The 18,410-nt window shown below is 63.8% G+C and carries 20 protein-coding genes and 1 pseudogene; 15 read left to right on the top strand and 6 right to left on the bottom strand.

Annotated elements, in window-relative coordinates; translation table 11 throughout:
* Position 1 precedes the first annotated feature (1 nt).
* From OXS31_RS11005 to OXS31_RS10955, 12 genes and pseudogenes are all read left to right on the top strand, one after another.
* A complete protein-coding gene (locus OXS31_RS11005; RefSeq protein WP_267398976.1) occupies positions 2-418 on the top strand; it encodes a hypothetical protein in 417 nt (138 codons plus the stop codon).
* A gap of 427 nt (positions 419-845) precedes the next feature.
* Positions 846-1,463 (top strand): tail assembly protein, encoded by a 618-nt coding sequence (locus tag OXS31_RS11000; RefSeq protein ID WP_267398975.1) that lies wholly within the window; start codon positions 846-848, stop codon positions 1,461-1,463.
* A gap of 28 nt (positions 1,464-1,491) precedes the next feature.
* Positions 1,492-4,096 (top strand): annotated as a pseudogene (locus tag OXS31_RS23440) (host specificity protein J); the annotation flags it as partial.
* Between the two features lie 153 nt (positions 4,097-4,249).
* Positions 4,250-6,103 carry a DUF1983 domain-containing protein gene (locus tag OXS31_RS23435; protein ID WP_346659866.1) on the top strand — a complete coding sequence of 618 codons (1,854 nt, stop codon included), beginning with the start codon at positions 4,250-4,252 and terminating at the stop codon, positions 6,101-6,103.
* A 1-nt stretch (position 6,104) separates the two neighbouring features.
* Positions 6,105-6,392 (top strand): hypothetical protein, encoded by a 288-nt coding sequence (locus tag OXS31_RS10990; RefSeq protein ID WP_267398973.1) that lies wholly within the window; start codon positions 6,105-6,107, stop codon positions 6,390-6,392.
* Position 6,393: 1 nt separating this feature from the next.
* The gene (locus OXS31_RS10985; RefSeq protein WP_267398972.1) at positions 6,394-7,086 is read left to right on the top strand and encodes a hypothetical protein; all 693 of its coding nucleotides are present in this window, start codon (positions 6,394-6,396) and stop codon (positions 7,084-7,086) included.
* 60 nt (positions 7,087-7,146) lie between these two features.
* Positions 7,147-8,091, top strand: coding sequence for a pyocin knob domain-containing protein (locus tag OXS31_RS10980; RefSeq protein ID WP_267398971.1), 945 nt, complete (start codon positions 7,147-7,149; stop codon positions 8,089-8,091).
* Between the two features lie 2 nt (positions 8,092-8,093).
* Positions 8,094-8,579 (top strand): hypothetical protein, encoded by a 486-nt coding sequence (locus OXS31_RS10975; RefSeq protein ID WP_267398970.1) that lies wholly within the window; start codon positions 8,094-8,096, stop codon positions 8,577-8,579.
* Between the two features lie 10 nt (positions 8,580-8,589).
* Positions 8,590-8,790, top strand: a complete 201-nt coding sequence (locus tag OXS31_RS10970; RefSeq protein WP_108582161.1) for a hypothetical protein — start codon at positions 8,590-8,592, stop codon at positions 8,788-8,790.
* 114 nt (positions 8,791-8,904) lie between these two features.
* Positions 8,905-9,378 (top strand): hypothetical protein, encoded by a 474-nt coding sequence (locus tag OXS31_RS10965; RefSeq protein ID WP_267398968.1) that lies wholly within the window; start codon positions 8,905-8,907, stop codon positions 9,376-9,378.
* Complete coding sequence (locus OXS31_RS10960) at positions 9,378-9,788, top strand: hypothetical protein (protein ID WP_267398967.1); 411 nt, start codon at positions 9,378-9,380, stop codon at positions 9,786-9,788. Before OXS31_RS10965 ends, OXS31_RS10960 begins: the two co-directional genes overlap by 1 nt.
* A complete protein-coding gene (locus tag OXS31_RS10955) occupies positions 9,785-10,051 on the top strand; it encodes a hypothetical protein (RefSeq protein ID WP_267398966.1) in 267 nt (88 codons plus the stop codon). Before OXS31_RS10960 ends, OXS31_RS10955 begins: the two co-directional genes overlap by 4 nt.
* Positions 10,052-10,797: 746 nt before the next feature.
* On the opposite strand, the gene OXS31_RS10950 is transcribed toward OXS31_RS10955, so the two are convergent.
* Positions 10,798-11,004, bottom strand: a complete 207-nt coding sequence (locus OXS31_RS10950) for a hypothetical protein (protein ID WP_267398965.1) — start codon at positions 11,002-11,004, stop codon at positions 10,798-10,800.
* Between the two features lie 169 nt (positions 11,005-11,173).
* On the opposite strand from OXS31_RS10950, the gene OXS31_RS10945 reads away from it, so the two are divergent.
* Complete coding sequence (locus tag OXS31_RS10945) at positions 11,174-11,611, top strand: hypothetical protein (protein ID WP_267398964.1); 438 nt, start codon at positions 11,174-11,176, stop codon at positions 11,609-11,611.
* A 421-nt stretch (positions 11,612-12,032) separates the two neighbouring features.
* Here OXS31_RS10945 and OXS31_RS10940 read toward each other — a convergent pair whose 3' ends face one another.
* On the bottom strand, positions 12,033-12,449 hold the full coding sequence (locus OXS31_RS10940; RefSeq protein ID WP_267398963.1) for a response regulator: 417 nt from the start codon (positions 12,447-12,449) through the stop codon (positions 12,033-12,035).
* A gap of 252 nt (positions 12,450-12,701) precedes the next feature.
* Between OXS31_RS10940 and OXS31_RS10935 the strand changes: the two genes are divergently transcribed.
* A complete protein-coding gene (locus OXS31_RS10935) occupies positions 12,702-12,896 on the top strand; it encodes a hypothetical protein (RefSeq protein ID WP_267398962.1) in 195 nt (64 codons plus the stop codon).
* A 24-nt stretch (positions 12,897-12,920) separates the two neighbouring features.
* Here OXS31_RS10935 and OXS31_RS10930 read toward each other — a convergent pair whose 3' ends face one another.
* Together OXS31_RS10930 and OXS31_RS10925 are read right to left on the bottom strand one after the other, a co-directional pair.
* Positions 12,921-14,129 (bottom strand): MFS transporter, encoded by a 1,209-nt coding sequence (locus tag OXS31_RS10930; RefSeq protein WP_267398961.1) that lies wholly within the window; start codon positions 14,127-14,129, stop codon positions 12,921-12,923.
* Positions 14,126-15,334, bottom strand: coding sequence for an MFS transporter (locus tag OXS31_RS10925; protein WP_267398960.1), 1,209 nt, complete (start codon positions 15,332-15,334; stop codon positions 14,126-14,128). Before OXS31_RS10925 ends, OXS31_RS10930 begins: the two co-directional genes overlap by 4 nt.
* 136 nt (positions 15,335-15,470) lie before the next feature.
* Between OXS31_RS10925 and OXS31_RS10920 the strand changes: the two genes are divergently transcribed.
* Positions 15,471-15,881: a DUF192 domain-containing protein gene (locus tag OXS31_RS10920; protein WP_267398958.1), complete on the top strand. Its 411-nt coding sequence runs from the start codon at positions 15,471-15,473 to the stop codon at positions 15,879-15,881.
* Positions 15,882-16,118: 237 nt separating this feature from the next.
* Here OXS31_RS10920 and OXS31_RS10915 read toward each other — a convergent pair whose 3' ends face one another.
* Positions 16,119-17,474 (bottom strand): substrate-binding domain-containing protein, encoded by a 1,356-nt coding sequence (locus tag OXS31_RS10915; RefSeq protein WP_267398955.1) that lies wholly within the window; start codon positions 17,472-17,474, stop codon positions 16,119-16,121.
* A gap of 70 nt (positions 17,475-17,544) precedes the next feature.
* Entirely contained in the window at positions 17,545-18,357 is an 813-nt protein-coding gene (gene xthA / locus OXS31_RS10910) for an exodeoxyribonuclease III (RefSeq protein WP_267398954.1), read from the bottom strand.
* Between the last annotated feature and the right edge of the window lie 53 nt (positions 18,358-18,410).

The following is an 18,410-nucleotide window of genomic DNA, read 5'->3' as shown; positions in this document are numbered from 1 at the left end:
AATGCGCAGATTTTCTGTTGTGCTCGGATTATTGGTTCTGACTGGGTGCTCGACTGATCCGGTCACGAAGCTCACCGCTGGCGCCGTTCCAGACAGTCGTCAATACGACCAGGCGCTGCTGAAGCGTAAGAGCTCCGACCAAGCTGAGGTGTCCTTCCTTCGCGATTCCGGCTTCCTTGGGTCAGCATGCACCCATGACATCTATGTCGACGGCACGAAGGCCTTCTCGGTGCGGCAGGGGGAGGGCATGTCGGTTTTCGTGGATCCTGGCGAGCACGTCTTCAGGCTCGAGACTGGTGGCGGCGCATGTCCGAACGTGGCTACCTCCCAAGAGACCAATCTCAAGCCAGGTGCAGACGTGATCTATCGAATCTTGATTCCTTCGGACCTCAGCCTGCGCCTGACACGCATCAAGTAAGCCGTGATGAGTGCTAGATTTAAGACTTTCAGAATGCGGAGTTTGGCTATGCGTTGGATCGCGGTAGGCCTAGGGGTGCTGGTGCTGGCGGGGTGTACAACTTCTGGGCTTTCAGAAAAGGAACCTGCATTTGTCGGGGTCAGCAAGAAATCGCCGGCCCAGTATTCGCGGTGCCTGGCACCGAAGTGGCAGGACTTCAATCCTGGAACAACCTCAGTCGAGACCGAGACAGGTGTTCGGATTGTTGCATCTGCCACCTACAACGGGGTTGTTGCCATGGCAAACGCGGATCAAACGCCCGAGGGAACTCGTGTCGCTGTGCGCTTGCCAGCCCAGTGGATACCCGGAACCGGCGGGTGGATAACAGCCGCCCAAAATTGCTTGTAATCAGCCGCCTCCGGGCGGCTTTTTCATACCTGGAGAAACCATGGCATCTGCAGCGCACTACACCCCGGCCACCACCATCAAGCTATCTGGCCCGCTGGCGCGTTTGTTCGGCCGCACTCATCGGTATTTCCTGGATAGGGGAACTGCTGAGGAGGCCTTCAGTGCCCTGCGCAATACTCTGGACGGCTTCCGCGAAGCCATCGTTGCCCTAGAACGCCGCGGCTTGGTCTATGCGGTCTTCCGCAATCGCGAGAATGTCGGAGCTGATCGGTTCGAGTTGTGCGGTACCCAGGAGATTCGAATCGTACCGGTGCTGCGCGGTAGCAAGCGAGCAGGTGTGCTCCAGACAGTTGTTGGGGCGGTTTTGATCGTCGCTGGCTTGTTCGTATCGGGGCTGTCTGGGGGGCTTGCTGCACCTATCGGTAGCGCAATGGTATCGGCGGGTATTGGCCTCGTAGCCGGCGGTGTTATTCAGATGCTCAGCCCCCAGGCCAAGGGTCTTAAGACTAGCGCTGCGCCTGAGAACCAGCCCAGCTACGCCTTCGGCAGCGCCAAAAACACCACCGCCAGCGGTAACCCCGTCCCGATCTGCTATGGCCGCCGGCGCTGGGGCGGCGCCATTATCAGTGCCGGCATCTACGCCGAAGACGCCACCTGATCTACCCCTGAACATCCGAGCCCGACCAGTGCGGGCTTTTTCATGCCCTGGAGTAACGCATGACCGCCGCATTGCCTCCCGAACTTACCGGCCGCAAGGGCGGCAGCAGCAAGCCAAAGGAGCCGACCGAGGCTGCCGACAGCCTGCGCAGCATTGCCAGGGCCAAGATGCTCATCGCCGTGGGCGAAGGGGAGTTCGCTGGCGCGCCCACTGCGCAGACCATCTACCTCGATAACACCCCGCTGGCCGATGCCCAAGGCAATAGCAATTTCACCGGTGTCTCCTGGGAATGGCGCCCGGGCACCGTCGAGCAGTCCTATATTCCCGGCCTGCCGTCGGTGGAGAACGAGACGACCATCAATGTGGAGCTGCGCAGCACCGCGGCCTGGGTCCGCTCGATCAGCAACACCCAGCTCTCCGCCGTGCGCCTGCGTTTTGCCTGGCCGGCCCTGCAGCAGCAGGACAGCGAGGGCAACATCAACGGTTACCGGATCGAGTACGCCGTGGACGTGGCCACCGACGGCGGTGCCTACCAGCAGGTGCTGCTCGAGGCGGTGGACGGAAAGACCACGACCCGATATGAGCGCTCGCGCCGGATCGACCTGCCTAAGGCCACCAGCGGCTGGCAGATCCGCGTCCGCCGTATCACGGCCAACCAGAACAACAACCGCATCGCCGACACCATGTCCATCGCGGGCATCACCGAAGTGATCGACGCCAAGCTGCGTTATCCCAACACGGCGCTGCTCTATGTGGAGTTCAGCGCTGAGCAGTTCAGCAACATACCTGCGGTGACCTTGGAGTGCGACGCGCGCAAGGTCCAGGTGCCCACCACCTACGATCCGGTGAACCGCACCTACTCGGGCGTCTGGGACGGCAGCTTCAAGTCGGCCTGGACCAACAACCCGGCCTGGATCACCTTCGACGTCGCCACGAACGACCGTTTCGGCCTGGGCAAGCGCATCAAGCCCTGGATGGTCGACAAGTACGAGCTCTATCGGATCGCTCAGTACTGCGACCAGCTCGTGCCGGATGGGAAGGGCGGCCAGGAGCCGCGCTACTTCTGCGACCTGAACCTGCAGAGCCGCGCCGGCGCGTGGGAGCTGCTGCGCGACATCTCCGCCATCTACCGCGGCATGACCTATTGGGCCCAGGGCCAACTGAACGTGCAGGCGGACATCCCGCGCTCTGCCGACTTCGATTTCGCCTTCACCCGTGCCAATGTCATCGACGGCAAGTTCAGCTATGGCTCGTCGAGCGAGCGAACCCGCTACACCCGTGCCCTGGTGAGCTTCGACAACCCGGCCAACAACTACGACACCGACGTGGCCGCTGCCTCGGATGCCAAGCTGCAGCGCCGCTATGGCGACAATCCGGTCGAGATCAGTGCGATCGGCTGCACGCGCGAGTCCGAGGCCCAGCGCCGCGGCAAGTGGATCCTGCTGACCAACAGCCAGGACCGCACCGTGACCTTCCGCGTCGGCAAGGACGGCCGCATTCCGCTGCCGGGTCACGTCATTCCGGTGGCCGACAAGCTGATCTCCGGAGCCGAGATTGGGGGGCGCATCAGCGCAGCGTCCGGCACCGTCATCACCCTGGACCGCGATACCCGGGCGAAGGTAGGCGATCGCCTGATTATCAACCTGCCCAGCGGCGCCTGCGAAGGGCGGACCATCCGCCAGGTGGCGGGCCGCCAGATCGCAGTAACCACCGCCTACAGTGAAACTCCGCAGGCTGAGCTGGTCTGGACCCTGGACGCCGATGATCTGGCCGTGCCGCTGTATCGCGTGATGAAGGTGCGCGGACCCGACAATGGTGAGTTCGAAGTCTCCGCGCTCCAGTTCGAGCCCTCGAAGTTCGCCGCCATCGATACCGGCGCCAAGCTGGAAAGCCGGCCGATCAGCATCCTGCCTACCGGTACCGTCGAAGCCCCGGCCAGCGTGGCGCTATCGGCCTACCACGCCGTGAACCAGGGTATCACCGTCACCACCATGACCATCTCCTGGACGGCGGTGCCCGGCGCGGTGGCCTACGACGTCGAGTGGCGGAAGGACAGCGGCAACTGGGTTCGCATCCAGCGCACTGGCAGCCTGGCTGTCGACGTGCCGAGCATTTACGCCGGCGGCTACCTGGCGCGTGTGCGCGCGGTCAATGCCGTAGACATCGCCTCGGTTTGGAAGACGTCGACTCTGACGCAGCTCACCGGCAAGGTCGGCGCGCCGCCGGCGCTCGCCCTCCTGAAAACCACCGCAGGCCCCTGGAAGATCACCCTGGACTGGGCATTCCCGGCCGAAGGGGCAGGGGACAGCGCCTACACCGAGATCCAGCAGGCCACCACCGCCCAGGGCGACAACGCCCAGAGCATGGGTCTGTTCGCGTTCCCGACGAACACCTACACCCTGAACGGGCTGGCGGCCGGCGCGCGCTTGTTTTTCCGCGGCCGGCTGATCGACCGAATCGGCAACGTGGGACCCTGGACCAACTGGGTTTCCGGTATGTCCAGCGCCGACGCCTCAGAGTACAACCAGCTGATCACCGAGGAGTTCGTCAAGAGCGCGCTCGGCCAGGAACTGCTCGACGAGATCGACAAGATTCCGGTAATCGAGTCGGATCTGGCCCAAGAGCGCAATGACCGCGCTGCCGCCATCGTTGCCGAGCAGCAGGCCCGCCAGTCCGGCCTGCAGCAGGTCGCCCAGGTCGCCGCCGACAACCTGGCGGCGGAGGCATCTGCCCGCGGCCAGGCCATCATCAATGAGGCGACCATCCGCCAAGCTGCTGACGAGCAGATGTCCAGTCGCATCCAGGGCGTCTATGCCCAGGTGAATCCACCGATGGCCGGCGGCAGCTGGGCGGCGGGATCGACGTCGACCTACGCAGGGGTCTGGTCCGAGCAGTATGCCCGGGCAACGGGGGATGCCGCTGAGGCTCTGGCGCGGGACACCCTGTCCGCCCAGTTGCGTGGCGGATACACCGGCACCGATCCCAACCAGGTGACGTCTGGTTTGATCTACCAGGAGCGCCGCATTCGCCTCAGCGCGGAGCAGGCGCTATCCCAGCAAATCAGCCTCGTCTCGGCCGGGGTAGGGGAGCAGTTCGACTCGGGCGCCATTTGGTACTTCGACAATGGCGTCGACGGCTGGACCGGCAACGGCACGCCCACGGCCTCGGGTGGCTTTCTGCGCCCGGCTAATGCGGCGCTGGCCAGCGTCTACAGCCCAGCTGGCCTAGCGGTGAACGCCGACACCTACCGGCAGGTCCGCTTCCGCATTCGCCGCACCGGCAGTCCTTCGTGGAATGGCCGGCTGTACTGGGGCGACAACTGGGCCAACTCGATGGCGATCGAGGCGCCGACGTTCGACATCAACGGCGTCTCCACCGTCATCCTGAACCTCTCCTGGACCGGTACCGTGGGCCAGATCCGCTTGGACTTGGGCAGCCAGGGCGCTTCGGACTTCTACGAACTGGACTGGGTGGCCATCGGCCGCGCTTCGCCAGGGGCAAGTTACGCCGCGCTGAGCGCCGAGCAGACCGCCCGCGCCTCAGCCGACCAGGCCCTGGCGCAGGACATCAGCACACTGACGGCTCGGGTGACCGATCCGAAGACGGGCAACGCGGCGTTGTCGTCATCGGTAGATGCTCTCACAGGGCGTGCGGACAACACCGAGGCCGGGCTTTCGGCGGTCACCACCCGGGTGAGCGGCATCTATGCCCAAGTGAACCCGCCGCTGGCCGGCGCCAACGACTGGTATGCCGGATCGCCCACGGTGCTGGCAGGTGTCTACAGCGAGCAGTTTGCCCGCGCCGAGGCGGACAACGCCCTGGGCAAGCGAATCGACACCGTCACCGCCACGGCGGCGGGCAGCGCAGCGGCCATCACCGCCGAGCAGACCGCCCGGGCCAACGCCGATGGCGCCCTGGGGCAGCGGATCGACACGGTGCAGGCCGCCACGGGCGACAACAAGGCGCTGATCCAGGCCGAGCAGACCGCGCGGAGCAACGCCGATTCGGCCCTGGCCAACCGCATCGACACCGTCCAGGCCACGGCGAACAACGCCTCAGCGCTGGTGCAGGCGGAGCAGACGGCCCGGGTGGATGCTGACAGTGCGCTTGGGAAGCGGGTCGATACCGTACAGACCTCGCTGGGCAGCACCAATGCCAGCGTGCAGCAGATCAGCCAGGCGCAGGTGGCGACCGACAACAAGGTCAGTGCGAATTGGGCGGTGAAGTTGGGTGTCACCCAGGACGGGCTGTACTACTTCGCCGGCATTGGGGTCGGCATCGAGCCCAACGGAGGAAATGCTGGCCTGCAATCCACGGTAGCGGTTGCTGCAGATCGGTTCATGGTGCTGGGCCCAGGTATCGACGGGAAGGGCAAGGCGTTCTTCTCGGTGGTGAATGGGCAGACCTTCATGAACACCGCGTTCATCGACAAGGCTTACATCCGCGAAGGCATCATCGGGCAGAACCTGTTCTCTCAGAACTTGACCCAGGCAGGCCTACCGATCATGAACACGGATTTCGCCTCGGGCGCTATCTACATCCGGAGCGAGGAGGCTGGTCTCTCTGAAATCCAGATCGATCGCGCGGCGTTTCGCTGCTACGTAAATAACAAGCTGCGAGTAAGGGTTGGGAGGTGGTGATATGCCGGAAGGCATTCAGGTATTCGATGAGAACGGCACTGTCGTGCTGGACACCAACGACTCGATAACACGCATCCTTGGAACTGCGCAGCTTTCTAGAAACGTGAATGGGTCACTGACGGCAGACTTTGATCAAGGCCGACCTTTTTTCATGTATCTGAGTAGAGGGGCTAGCGGCTATACAATCCTGCCAGACGTGTCAATATCTGGCCGGACGCTGTCATGGAGTTATTCCGGCAAGAACCAAAACAACACCACGGATGCCTTCATACTCTACGGACTCTATTGATATGGGCGCAGGTTTTCAGTGCTTCAACGATGCTGGCTATATCCAGATCGACGAGAAATATCGCAATCTAGCTTTGCTTCGAAAAACAACGCTTACAGGTACCGACGCCAACAGTGCAGGCGTGCCTCTTGCCACCTATACCTGCCGGTGGGTCAGCTACGTGGCTTCCAGCAAGGAGTCTGTGCTGGCTTTCTATTCGTCAGGGAAGATTTGCCCCTTTATCGTTCAGGAACAGAACGGCACCTTCGTCTGGAAGGTAGCGCTTGACTCGGGAAGCGGAAATAACCAAGTCACAATCTACGAGTTCGGCCCGCCGCCTTCGACTGGATCTAACTGGGGGTTTCAGGTCTTCAACGAAGACTCTCAGTTGGTGTTTGACGCAAACTTCAAATATATGAGGCTAGTGGATTTTTTCGTCGGAAGCTTCATTGATCTACTGAAGACCGGCAAAACATACACTAATGGTCGGACATATGCTTTGATCTACGGCTGTGGTGCTGCGAACTATGACAGTTATCAAGACTTCCCAGGCCAGTTTCAGAATTACGTGGGGATGTATATGACCCAGTTCACTAGCCCCCATGTACTTTATTTCGATGAGGTGGGCGTCTATTCCGCATCCTCATCGGTTCAGCAGGGCGGGGCGCCTTCCTACTCCACGGCGATGACCGTCATAGACGTGACCAACTTCTGACCGACCAGATCGGCACTATCAAGCCCGCCGCGTGCGGGCTTTTTCATACCTGGAGAAAACATGACCGTTCAAACAGTCAACTTCGGCTCGGCCAGCGATGGCAGCCAGGGCGACACCGCGCGTGCCGCTTTCGGGAAGCTCAACTCCAACTTCACCGACACAACCAACGCGGCCAGCCGTCTGGTGGGTACCGCTGCCGGCCAGGTCATGGAGGTCGGCGCATTCGGCATTGGCGTAACTACAGCAGCTGCCAACAGCGCTGACTTGAACTCGTTTCAGATCGCCGGCCTGCGCGTGTTCACTGCGGCCGCCGCTGCCAACGCTCCGATTGCCGATCCAGGCTACCTTCAGGTCGATGGTGTTGGTGACGTAGCCAATCGGACGACGCAGACCTGGACGCACTTCAATAGCAACCGTCGCTTCACCCGTGTTCTGAACGCCAGCGGTTGGAGCGCCTGGGCGGAGACCGCCACCATCACAGCTCTGGCGGCGGCTGGCCTGGCCAGCAGCGCGGCTGTAGGCGGCAGCACCCTGAATCTCAACGACGCAGTGATAGGTGGCTTCTGTCGCGTCGAGGGCAGCGCTTCCGCTGGCACCTCTCTCAACTGGCCGGCGAACGGTGCGACCGGGTCGACCCAGGTTGCCTACGAGGTCCAGACCGATGGCATCGGAGGTACTGGGGCTCGGCTGCGCCAGACTGCAACCGAGGTGTTTGGCTCTGGCACCGGTCAGGGTGGTCGCGGCCGGACCTTCGTCAGGGTCAAGCACGACAGCACCTGGCAGCCCTGGCGCGAATTCGCCTTCTCCGACACTCCGGTGTTCACCGGCGCCGTCACCTGCGGCGGCCCGGTCCGCGTCGGCCAGTACACCCTGGCGAGCCTGCCCAGCGCCTCGGCCTTTACCGGCTACGAGATCGACGTGACCGATGCCGCCGGCGGCGCCAAGCGCTGCCGCAGCGACGGCACCAACTGGAAAATCATCAACACCACCACCACGGTATCCTGATCATGTCCTTGTCCGAACGCACTCGCCCCTACGAAACCCTCATCCGCCACAACGCCGACGGCACCATCGGCGCCCACCACCTCCAGATCACCGAGATCCTGCGCGACAAGGCGATCATCAGCGCCACCATTGGCGAGGCGCTGCCGCTGGCGATGGCCGAGGGTCAGAACGGCCTGAAGCTGGCCGACGTGATAGGTGAGGCCGCCGCCGCTGCGCTCACCCAGGCCGAGACTCTGCAGGCCCAGGTGTCCACCCTGACCACCGAGCGCGACGAGCTGGCTCTGAAAGTGCAGCAGGGCGCCGGCCTGCCCGAGCAGGTGCGCGAGCTTCAGCAGCAGCTGGAAACCGTCCAGCGCGCCGGCGCCGATGCCGCGACAGCACTGCAAGCCGAGAAGGAAACCACCAGCTCCCTCCGCTCCCAGGTGCAGCTGCTCCAGCAGCAGTTGGCCACTGTCATTGGCCTGAGCCAATCCAACCCGACCGCCTGAGGATCTCGTCATGCGCTATGTCGTGCTCGCACCGTTCTACAACCCCGATCCGTCTTTCGAGTTCGGTACCGAGGAAGAGGCCGAGGCCTTCGCCCACAACCTGCTGGCGAACAACCCGAGCCAGACCGTTCGCACCGCCCAGCTGCTGAAGAGTTTCACAGCAGAGGTGAAGGTCAGCGCCGCTGCCATCAAGGCCGATCCCGCTAACTGATCCTCACGAGCGCGAGGAATCGCGCCTGGATAGCCGTCCTGGCCGCTGTAATCCTCAAGACCATGAGGACAACCAGCCCGCCAAGCGCGGGTATTTTTTCGCCTGGAGAAAGCCATGGCCCTCGACACTACCCAAACCGGCGCCATCGCTCCGGCCTTCGCTCTGCTGCCTGCCAAGATGGCTGGGAAGCGCGCCACCGTCATGCTGCTGGGCATAGGCCTGCAGGAATCTCGCCTCCAGTTCCGTCGCCAGATCGGAGGCCCGGCCCGGGGGCTGTGGCAGTTCGAGCAGGCCGGCGGCGTCCGCGGCGTGCTGACCCATTCAGCCAGCCGGCCGCACGCGCTGGAGGTCTGCGCTGCTCGTGACGTGGAACCCACCGCCCCGGCGGTCTATGAGGCCTTGGAGCGCGACGACGTCCTGGCCGCGGCCTTCGCCCGCCTGCTGCTGTGGACCGACCCCAAGCCGCTGCCGGCCCTGGGCCAGGTGCAGGAAGCCTGGGACCTCTACGCCCGCGTCTGGCGCCCGGGCAAGCCGCACCCCCAGACCTGGGAGGCAATCTATGCCCAGGCCCTGGCCGCGGTGCAGTGATGGTCGTGCTCGAGCAGTACAGGGCGGCCGTGATCGCGGTCGCTGTTGTCGTGTTGCTCGGCCTGGGCGCGCTGGCAGGTGCCGGCGCCGCCTACTGGCTCACCGCCGACCACTACCGACCCGTCGTCGAGAAGCTGCAGGACCAGGTGACGGCCTCGGCCAGCACCCTGGCGTCTTGCCGCACCACCAGCAGCACGCTGGAAGGGCAGATGGGCCAGCAGAATCAGGCCCTGGCAGATCTGCGCCTGGCTGCTGAGAAGCGCGCCAAGGACGCCGAGCCGTTCCAGCAGCAAGCCGCCAAGGCCGCCGGCGAGGACTACCAGGCAGCCAACCGCCTGCAACAGGAGCGCACCGGGGGCGACCCGGCGGCAGCCGCCGCGGCCATCATCGACAAGGAGTTGGGTCTATGAGGTGGATCATCGTGGGAATGGCGATCGCGCTGGCGGGGTGCGTCGGCCAGCCCATTGCCGAGCCTGAGCCGCGCGTGGTGCGCGTAGAGGTTCCAGTCCAGGTGCCGTGCCGGGTGAAGGCGCCGCCGATGCCGGCCTGGGCGGCGGAGGGGCTGCGCAAGGAAGACAGCCTGGAGGTGAAGGTGAGGGCGTTGCTGGCGGAGCGCCGCCAGCGGATCGGCTACGAGCGGGAGCTGGCGGCCGCAGTAGCCAGCTGTCAGTGACCAATTAATTTGGCGCCTAGGTGATGACTACAGCCATGACGAATACGGCGCTCAACCCAATGCACATCGCGCTCAATGTAAACATCAGCGGATAGCTGTCAGTGGATGGGGGGCTTTGATGGCATGGCCTTTCAGCAGGTGCTTCGCTAGTTTGCTGGCGCCGATCCTTGCGATCGAACAACGTCACCGCTTTGGTCAATTGATGGCGCAACTGAATGATCCCTTTCAGTGTGGAAGCGAGGCGGTGGTTGCCTACTATTGGCGCAGATTGTCGCGGCGAGACATGACAATAGCAAGACTATTGCCGCCCCGCAGGTCAGATTTGCTAGCACATTGACATCATTATTCGATCGCATAGGCTCCCCCGGCTGCTGTCGCTCAGATTGAGCCGCTTCGGTTGAAGCGGTTCGGACCAGAGGGATGCCATGGAAGTGCAGAAATTTTCGATATGCCCTTGCCCTGCTATCCGCGAGCAATCACTCACTGGGGGAGGAAGCGCTGCTGACGGAGCATGGGCGAAAGGTCGGCCACGAGCGGGAACTGTTCGCGGCGGCGCCCAGAGGCCTATAGGACGAAAGAACGACTAGACGGCCATGGAGCGAATCTTGAGTGTGGACGATCCAGCCTAGCTATATGGTCGCCCTTACCAAGCTCCGCCAATTATGGCTACTAAAGCACCCGCGCACGTTACAAGAGCTATGGAGAGGCAGATTGCTGTGATACGCAGTTGCAGGTCGGTCACGAATCTACCTTCGAAGGTTGCGCTTGGCTGAAGCCCATTCGAGCAGCGACCGTTCGTCTTCAGCGAGAAGTTCGGCAGGTCGCGCTTCGAGACTCGATATCAGCTTGTCGAGAAATTCTGGATCTATCCGCGCCTGGTCCATGACCATCGTCATGTTCAGCTGGCTCAGCAGCTGCATGCGAACCTCATATTCGCCATCGCCAATATCCATGGAGCTTCCCTGATTTCTGCTACGTCTCGCTTGTGATGGCTGCAATACTCACACGATTCCAGTTTGCCCGCTAAGGATTATCGGAGTTACTTGGACCGCTCGTCGGGCGCTGGCTTGCTGGCACGATTCAGCATTAATACTGTATTTAAAACCAGTATTGGGCTATGCCATGGAACAAGTCGACGAGTTCGGCAGCTTCGGGGGTGACGACTTCGACCCGGACTGCCTGGAGATGATCAGGAATCAGCGCGACCTCTACGTCGAGGAGCTCACGATCATGCGCGGCATCATGGCTCGCCTACGCCAGAACCTGCTGACGGTGCTGGCCGAACGGGATCAGCTGTGGACTGAGCTTCGCATCGTCCGGGGGTTCAAGCAGCTCAGCGTGCAGAAGTGGATGGCAGGGGGAGGTGATGGGGCCCCGGCGCCGTCGCTGGGAGAGATTGACGTGAAGTATCACGAGCTGCTGCTGGTGGTGAACGTCACCCAGAAGGAGAACGAGCACCTTCGCCAGGAGCTGGCCGCGGCCAGGGCGATTGCCGTCGACGAGAAGATGGACGCCGATCGGCTGCGCAGCCAGGTCAGTTGGCTGCAAGGAAAAAGATAGGGGATTGGGGGTCGGCAGAACACCGTATGAGGGCACCGGTCGGGGCCAATTTTGGGGCCAACCGATGCAATTAGGCGGGAAAATCTGAAGGTAGATGGGGATGAAACCCGCATGGATACTGACCCTTCACCTCCAAGCACCCCCATACTTTACTGCATGGTGATGTTAGCGGTGGAGATCAAGGGGGGTACCTGTAAGGGTTTCAGACCGGAGCTCGCCTGCGACCCGAGCCGGCGGGCGGCTTGGGCGGGGCGTTTCGATCGGATGGGCAGAGCTCCAGCGGGCAGGGTCGAGGGGTCGCGACGATGCGCGGCGGCCTGGCTGGGCTGCGGTAAAGGCGGGCGGCGCCCGACATGCCGCCTATTGTGTCATAGCTGCGAGTTCCTTTGTACGGGGCGGGCGGCGGCCGGGTGTCGCTGGACTAGCGGGCGGTCGGGTCGGGGGTGCCAGGCCGGGGTACCACTTTCCAGATCGCTTCGGTCAGCTGATCCAGTGTCCACGGCTTGTGCAGAAAGGGCACCCCGGACGGAATGTCGTTTCTCAGGCCGGCGTAGCCGGACATCAGTACGAAGGGCACCGCGGGCCAGCGTTCACTGACGATCTTCGCCAACTGGACGCCGTCGATCACGCCCGGCATCCGCACGTTCGACACCACCACATTGACCTGCTGCCAGTGCAGCTCGAGAAACTGCAGGGCGGCATCGGCAGTGCCGAAGGTCTCGACATGGAAGCCTTCCTGCTTGAGGACCTCGCGGACCAGTGCCTGGAGCAGCAGTTCGTCCTCGGCCACGACGGCGAGCAGATTCGGGGTGCTGGCGGAGCGGGTCAGCGTATCCATAGGCAGGCAGTCCGGAGTGGAGAAATACCTGAATTCTAGTCAGCCTTGGCCAGGCTGCTGGCCAATGGCCCGGATCAGCACTCAGCTTTTTTAGGGATGAGCCGCTACGTCCAGGCAGCTGACTCGCGCGAAGGCTCTGGCAAGGGGTCGACGCCGCTTGGCAGTCGGGCGACGTGCGGTAAGCGTCAGGATGAAACATCTGGCGCCGCCGACCTACTAACCTCTGAGACCGACCGGCACAGGAGCCACGGCATGATCCTTTCTCTTTCTCCCGCGCCCGATACCACGTCCCCGCTCGCCCTCTGGCTGGGTAGCGATCAGGCACCGCTGAACGATTCCGACATGGCTGACGAGGAGATCGATACCGAGATCCCCGACGAAGTGGTCGAGAACCTGACCGAGCCGGCCAAGCCGCCAGCGCCGATTCCGGATCCCGGTCCGCTGTAGGCGCGCATCCGATTTCACCTGCGGTCAGGCCGGCGTAAGGTCAGGGCGTTCGCGCAGCGCCCGGTGATAGAGCAGGGCGCTGAGCCCCAGGCCAGCCAGGGCCATAAGGCCGGCGAAGAGGAAAATGGTGCTGAAGCCGAAGCCATTGGCGATAGCGCCGGCCAGTGGACCGGTGATGCCCAGGGCCAGATCCAGGCATAGCGAATAGGCGCCCAGGGCAGCGCTACGGTTGGTCGGGGGAACCTTGACGATGGCTTCCACCCCCAGGGCCGGATAGACCAGCGACAGCCCGAACCCGGCCATGGCCGCGCCGATCAGTGCCATCTGCGGCGTGACCGCCAGCCAGAGCAGCAGCAGACCCAGGGTCTCGACGGTGAAACAGGCCAGGGCGACCCGAAAGCCACCCAGCTTGTTGATGGTGCCGGCGAACAGCAGTCGCGCGCAGATGAAGGCGGCGCCAAAGGCGGTCAGGCAAAAGGCGGCATTGGGCCAGCCGTTGCTCGCGTAGTAGAGCGTGACGAAGGTGGCGATGGCGCCAAAGCCGATGGAGCTCAGCAGCAGGCAGAGGCCAAAGGGGCTGATGCGCCAGAACACCTTGTGAAAGGGCAGTCGCTCACCGGGAATCACCGGTGCCGGCTCCTTGTTCCAGGCCAGGGCCAGACCCAGGGCGCCAAGCAGCGCGATAGCCACGCCCAGGCTCCACAGGCCCAGACCCGCGACCATGGCCACGCCCAGGGGGGCGCCCAGGGCCAGGGCGCCATAGGCGGCGATGCCATTCCAGGAGATTACCTTGCTGACGTGCTGCATGCCGACGCTGCCCATGCCCCAGCTCAGGCAGCCAGTGCCTATCATGGCCTGGGACATGCCGAGAATGATCCTGCCGACGATCAGTAGGCCCAGGCTGAGGCCAGGCACGCTTTGCAGCGAGGTGGCCAGCAGGGTGAGCACGCCACAGGCGACGCAACCGAAAAGGCCGTAGATCACCCCGCGCTTGGCGCCGATGCTGTCGGCCAGCTTGCCGGCCAGGGGGCGGGTGAAGAGGGTGGCGAGGTACTGGATGCTGATCGCCAGTCCCGCGATGACCGAGCCGTAGCCGAGATCGTCGTGCACGTAGCCCGGCAGGATCGCCAGCGGCAGGCCGATCGCCAGGAACAGCAGAAAGCTGAAGACGACGATGGAAACGATACGCAGCGTGACGGCGAGGGAGCTGGCGGCTGGGGCGGTCGTGGTCATGGCTGTTCTCGAGAGGACTCGTCGAAACGGCAGAGGAGGCGAACGCTGAGCGCCAGGCCTGCCAGCGCGGCCAGCGCGGCGCAGAGAAAGCTCGCGGCATAGCCGAAATGGGTGGCCACGGCCCCGATCAGCGGACCGGTCACCGCCAGGGAGAGGTCGATGAACACCGAATAGCCGGCCAGGGCGGCGCCCCGGTTGGAGGACGGCACCCGCTGCACCGCCTCCACGGCCAGCGCCGGGAACACCAGCGAGAAACCGATGCCGGTGAGCGCTGCCCCTACCAGGGCAGTGGTCACGCTGGGGGCCAGCCAAAGGACGGCCAGGCCGACGGCTTCCACCGCCAGGCTGACGATGGCGACGCGAAAGCCACCGTGGCGATTGATGGCGTTGGCGCAGACCAGGCGCACCCCGATAAAGAAGGAACCGAACACGGTCAGGCACAGGGCCGCGCCGCTCCAGCCCTGACTGGCGTAATAGAGGGTGATGAAGGTCGCCAGGGTGCCAAAGCCGATGCCGCCCAGCGCCAGGCCGAGCCCGAAGGGCAGGACCCGGCCCAGCACCGTGGTGAAGGGCAGGCGCTCGCCGCGGACCGGGACGATGGGTGGACGGGGCTTGGCGATGCGGTAGCCCAGGGCCGCCAGGCCGATGATGCTGACGCCCATGATCCACAACCCCAGGGTATCCACCAGCACTACACCCAGCGGCGCGCCTATGGCCAGGGCGCCATAGCTGGCGACGCCGTTCCAGGAGATCACCTTGGCGGTGTTGGTCGGACCGACCCGACCGATCGCCCAGGAGATGGCGCCGGTCCCCGAAAGGCTTTCGGCGCAGCCCAGCACCAGTCGGCCGAGCAGCAGGGCGACGAGGCTGACCCAGGGCCAGGCCTGCAAGAGCACCGACGCCAGCATCAGCACGCCGCTGAGCCCGCAGCCAAGCATGCCGTAAAGCACCGACGGCTTGGCGCCGACCGTGTCGATGATGCGCCCGGCATGGGAGCGCGAGAACAGCGTCGCCAGGTACTGACTGCTGATCACCAGGCCAGCGATGATGGAGTTGAAACCCAGCTGGTCGTGTACATAGCCCGGCAGCACGGCCAGGGGAATGCCGATGGTAAGGTAGGCGATAAAGGTGAAGAGCACCGTACCCAGGGTGATGCGGGTGGCCAGAGCGGGTGAGGGTGCGGGCGGTAGGCTGGCGGTCGACATCGGACTCGAGAGGTTGTCTGACAATGTGGGATAGATTGCTTTCGTCCGGTAAAGGTCACATGCGATGACATTTTTTGTCCACGCTCGAGAGGGAGCGAAGCGGGCGCCAGGCACTGGCTGGGGTGGTCTGCTGCTGTTGGCCGCCTGGGTGGCCTTGCCCGGCTGGGCGGCGGAGCGGATCGAACTGCGCATCGGTGGGCAGCGCCTGACCGTCGAGGTGGCGGCGACACCGGCACAACGGGCGCAGGGACTGATGGGGCGACCGCCACTGGCTGCCCGCGAGGGCATGCTGTTCGTCTTCCTCGGGGATGACGAGCGCTGCCTGTGGATGCGCGATACACCCAGTGCCCTGGCGGCCGCCTTCATCGATGCCAGCGGCAGGATCCTCAACACGGTCGAGATGCAGCCGCTGACCGATACTCGGCACTGCTCGAGCGCGCCGGCGCGCTATGCGCTGGAGGCCCAGTCCGGCTGGTTTGCGGCGCGCGGGATCAAGCCGGGCGCATCCGTACAGGGATTGGAAGGAGTGGCGCCTGCATCCCGGTGAGCGCGTCCAATTGAAGTCTTTTATTTTTTAAAAGTCATTCAAAAACATGAGCTTGGGAGATTATTTTAGTGTTGAGTCTAGGTACTTCGTGAGAAATCACTTTAAGTACAGAGTAGCGCTCGAAACGCAGTCGGCATCCGTATCCAGGTGACTCGGCAACTGCCCACTGCCCACGAAGGCGATGACGCCGTCCGTTGCTTCCTACCGTTTCCCGCCAAAGAATCAGCCAGGCGATCGCTAATGGATCCAGGCCTCGACACGCCGGTTCTTGATCCGGCCATTGGCTGACAGTCCGGCAACCGGCAACTGGTCGCCCAGGGAGAGCACTTCGCTGGCGAAGGCCTGCTGATGGCGCAGCGCCGTGGCCACCGCGGTGGCCCGCAGACGCGCCAGCAGAGATGCCCGTGCCGGATCTTCGGTGGCGTCGTTGAAGCCCACCAGGATCAGCTGCCGGTTGGCGTTCTCGGGCTGGCGCATGAAGGCGGCCAGCCGCTCGACATCGCGCAGCGCCTTGTTGTCCAGACGCGCGCTGCCGGCGGTGAAGCGGAAGTTGACCGTGAGGCGCTGCGCCCGGCGCGCCAGCTCGCTGTAGGCCGGCGGCATGCCTCGGGTGTCGCCTATGGTCAGAGGCTCGATGCGCTGGGCGACGAAGCCGCTTTGCTGCACCACCGCCTGGCCCGACGGGGTCTGGCTGAATTCCAGCAGGCTCCGCGTCCAGTCCGAACGCTGAGTCGGCGGTGCATAGAGGAAGAGGCGGCGGGCGAGCGGATAGTCTTCGGTGGCGATGCTGGCTTCGCTAGGCGCGATGGCGCGGCCTTCACCGTCGCGCAGGGCGAGCTTTGGCGACCCGGCAGCCGCCGCCAGGCTGGTGAAGCCTATGCCGGCGGGGTCGTCGGCCACCCGCTGCGCCAATTCTTCGTTTGACTCGAAGCGCCGGGCGGCGACGCTCAGGCGTTTGCCGGCCGGATTCAGGACCAGCTCGCGAAAGGTGTCGTAGGTACCCGAGCGGTCATCCCGCGCATAGATCCGGATCGGGCCGGGCGTGCCGCCCAGTTGCTGCCAGTCGCCAACGTCGCCGGAGAAGGCCTGCGCCAGCTGCTGCAGATCGAGTTGCCGCAGCGGATTACCGGGATGCACGATGATCGCCAGACCATCCAGGCCGATGACGTATTCCGCCTCCTTGCTGCGCAGATCACCCAGATTGGCCAGGGCACTCACTTCGCTATCGGTAATGGGGCGCGAGGCCGCGGCGAGATCGGTCGCGCCCGCGGCCAGGGCGGTAAAGCCGGTACTGGAGCCATGGGCCGCGATCTGCACGGCCACGGTATTGCCCTGCGGGGCTCGGGCCATCAGTTGCCATTCGTCCATGACGGCGGTGGGCACCACCTGTGGATCCCGATAGCCGCGTTCGGCGAGCAGGGCCGCGACCAGACGTGGCCCGAGCCGGGCATTGATGGTGTTGGAGCCCTGCAGGCGCAGGAGGATGGTCGTGGATTCGCTGGCCAACAGGGGTGAGGGCAGCAGTGGAAGCAGGGTCGCGAGCACCGCTCGCCGCAGAAAGGCGCGGCGGAATACCGGGGCGGAGCAATTCATGGGTCGGCCTCGAGCCTAAAGGCGAGGCCGACACCTTAGGCATGCCGCATGACGTCGATGTGACAGCCGCTCACGCCAATTCCAGCCAGATCGGCGCATGGTCGGAGGGTTTCTCCATGCCGCGGATCTCGTAGTCCACGCCGGCGGAGACGATGCGCTCGCGCAAGGCCCGCGAAGCGAGGATGGTGTCGATGCGCAGGCCGCGCTTGGGTTCGTCCTCGAAACCGCGGCTGCGATAGGGGAACCAGCTGAAGCGATCGTCGACTTCGGGATGCAGCTGGCGATAGCTGTCGATCAGGCCCCAGCCCAGCAGCCGCTGCATCCATTCGCGTTCTTCTGGCTGGAAGCTGCAGGCGCCGGTACGCAGCCAGCGCTTGGCATTGGCGGTGCCGATGCCGATATCGCGATCCTGGGCCGAGATATTGAAGTCGCCCATCAGCAGCAAGGGCGTGTCCGGCGAGAAACGCTCTTCAAGTAGATTCTGAAGATCCGCGTAGAACTTCCTCTTGCCAGGGAATTTTGTGGGATGGGCGATGTTCTCGCCTTGGGGAAAATAGCCGTTCATGACCACCAGCGGCTGACCCTGGCGGTCGGCGAAGACGCCATAAATGAATCTCTTCTGGGACTCCTCGCCATCGCCGGGAAAGCCCTTGTGCAACTCCAGGGGCGCCAGGCGCGACAGCAGGGCCACGCCGTAATGACCCTTCTGGCCATGGTAGTGCACGTGATAACCCAGGGCCTCGACCTCGGCCCGGGGAAACTGGTCATCCGAGACCTTGGTTTCCTGCAGTCCGATCACATCCGGCTCATAGCGTTCGATGATGGCAGAAAGTTGATGAGGTCTTGCGCGCAAGCCATTGATATTGAAGCAAACTACCTTCATGACGCCCTCTCTAAAGGTGGATGGCCCTAGCCTAGCAGAAAGCCTGTCGCCGA

This window comes from Pseudomonas sp. GM_Psu_1, from assembly GCF_026544185.1.
Classification (GTDB): Bacteria; Pseudomonadota; Gammaproteobacteria; order Pseudomonadales; family Pseudomonadaceae; genus Chryseomonas; species Chryseomonas oryzihabitans.
This window is presented reverse-complemented; position numbering and strand designations above follow the sequence as displayed.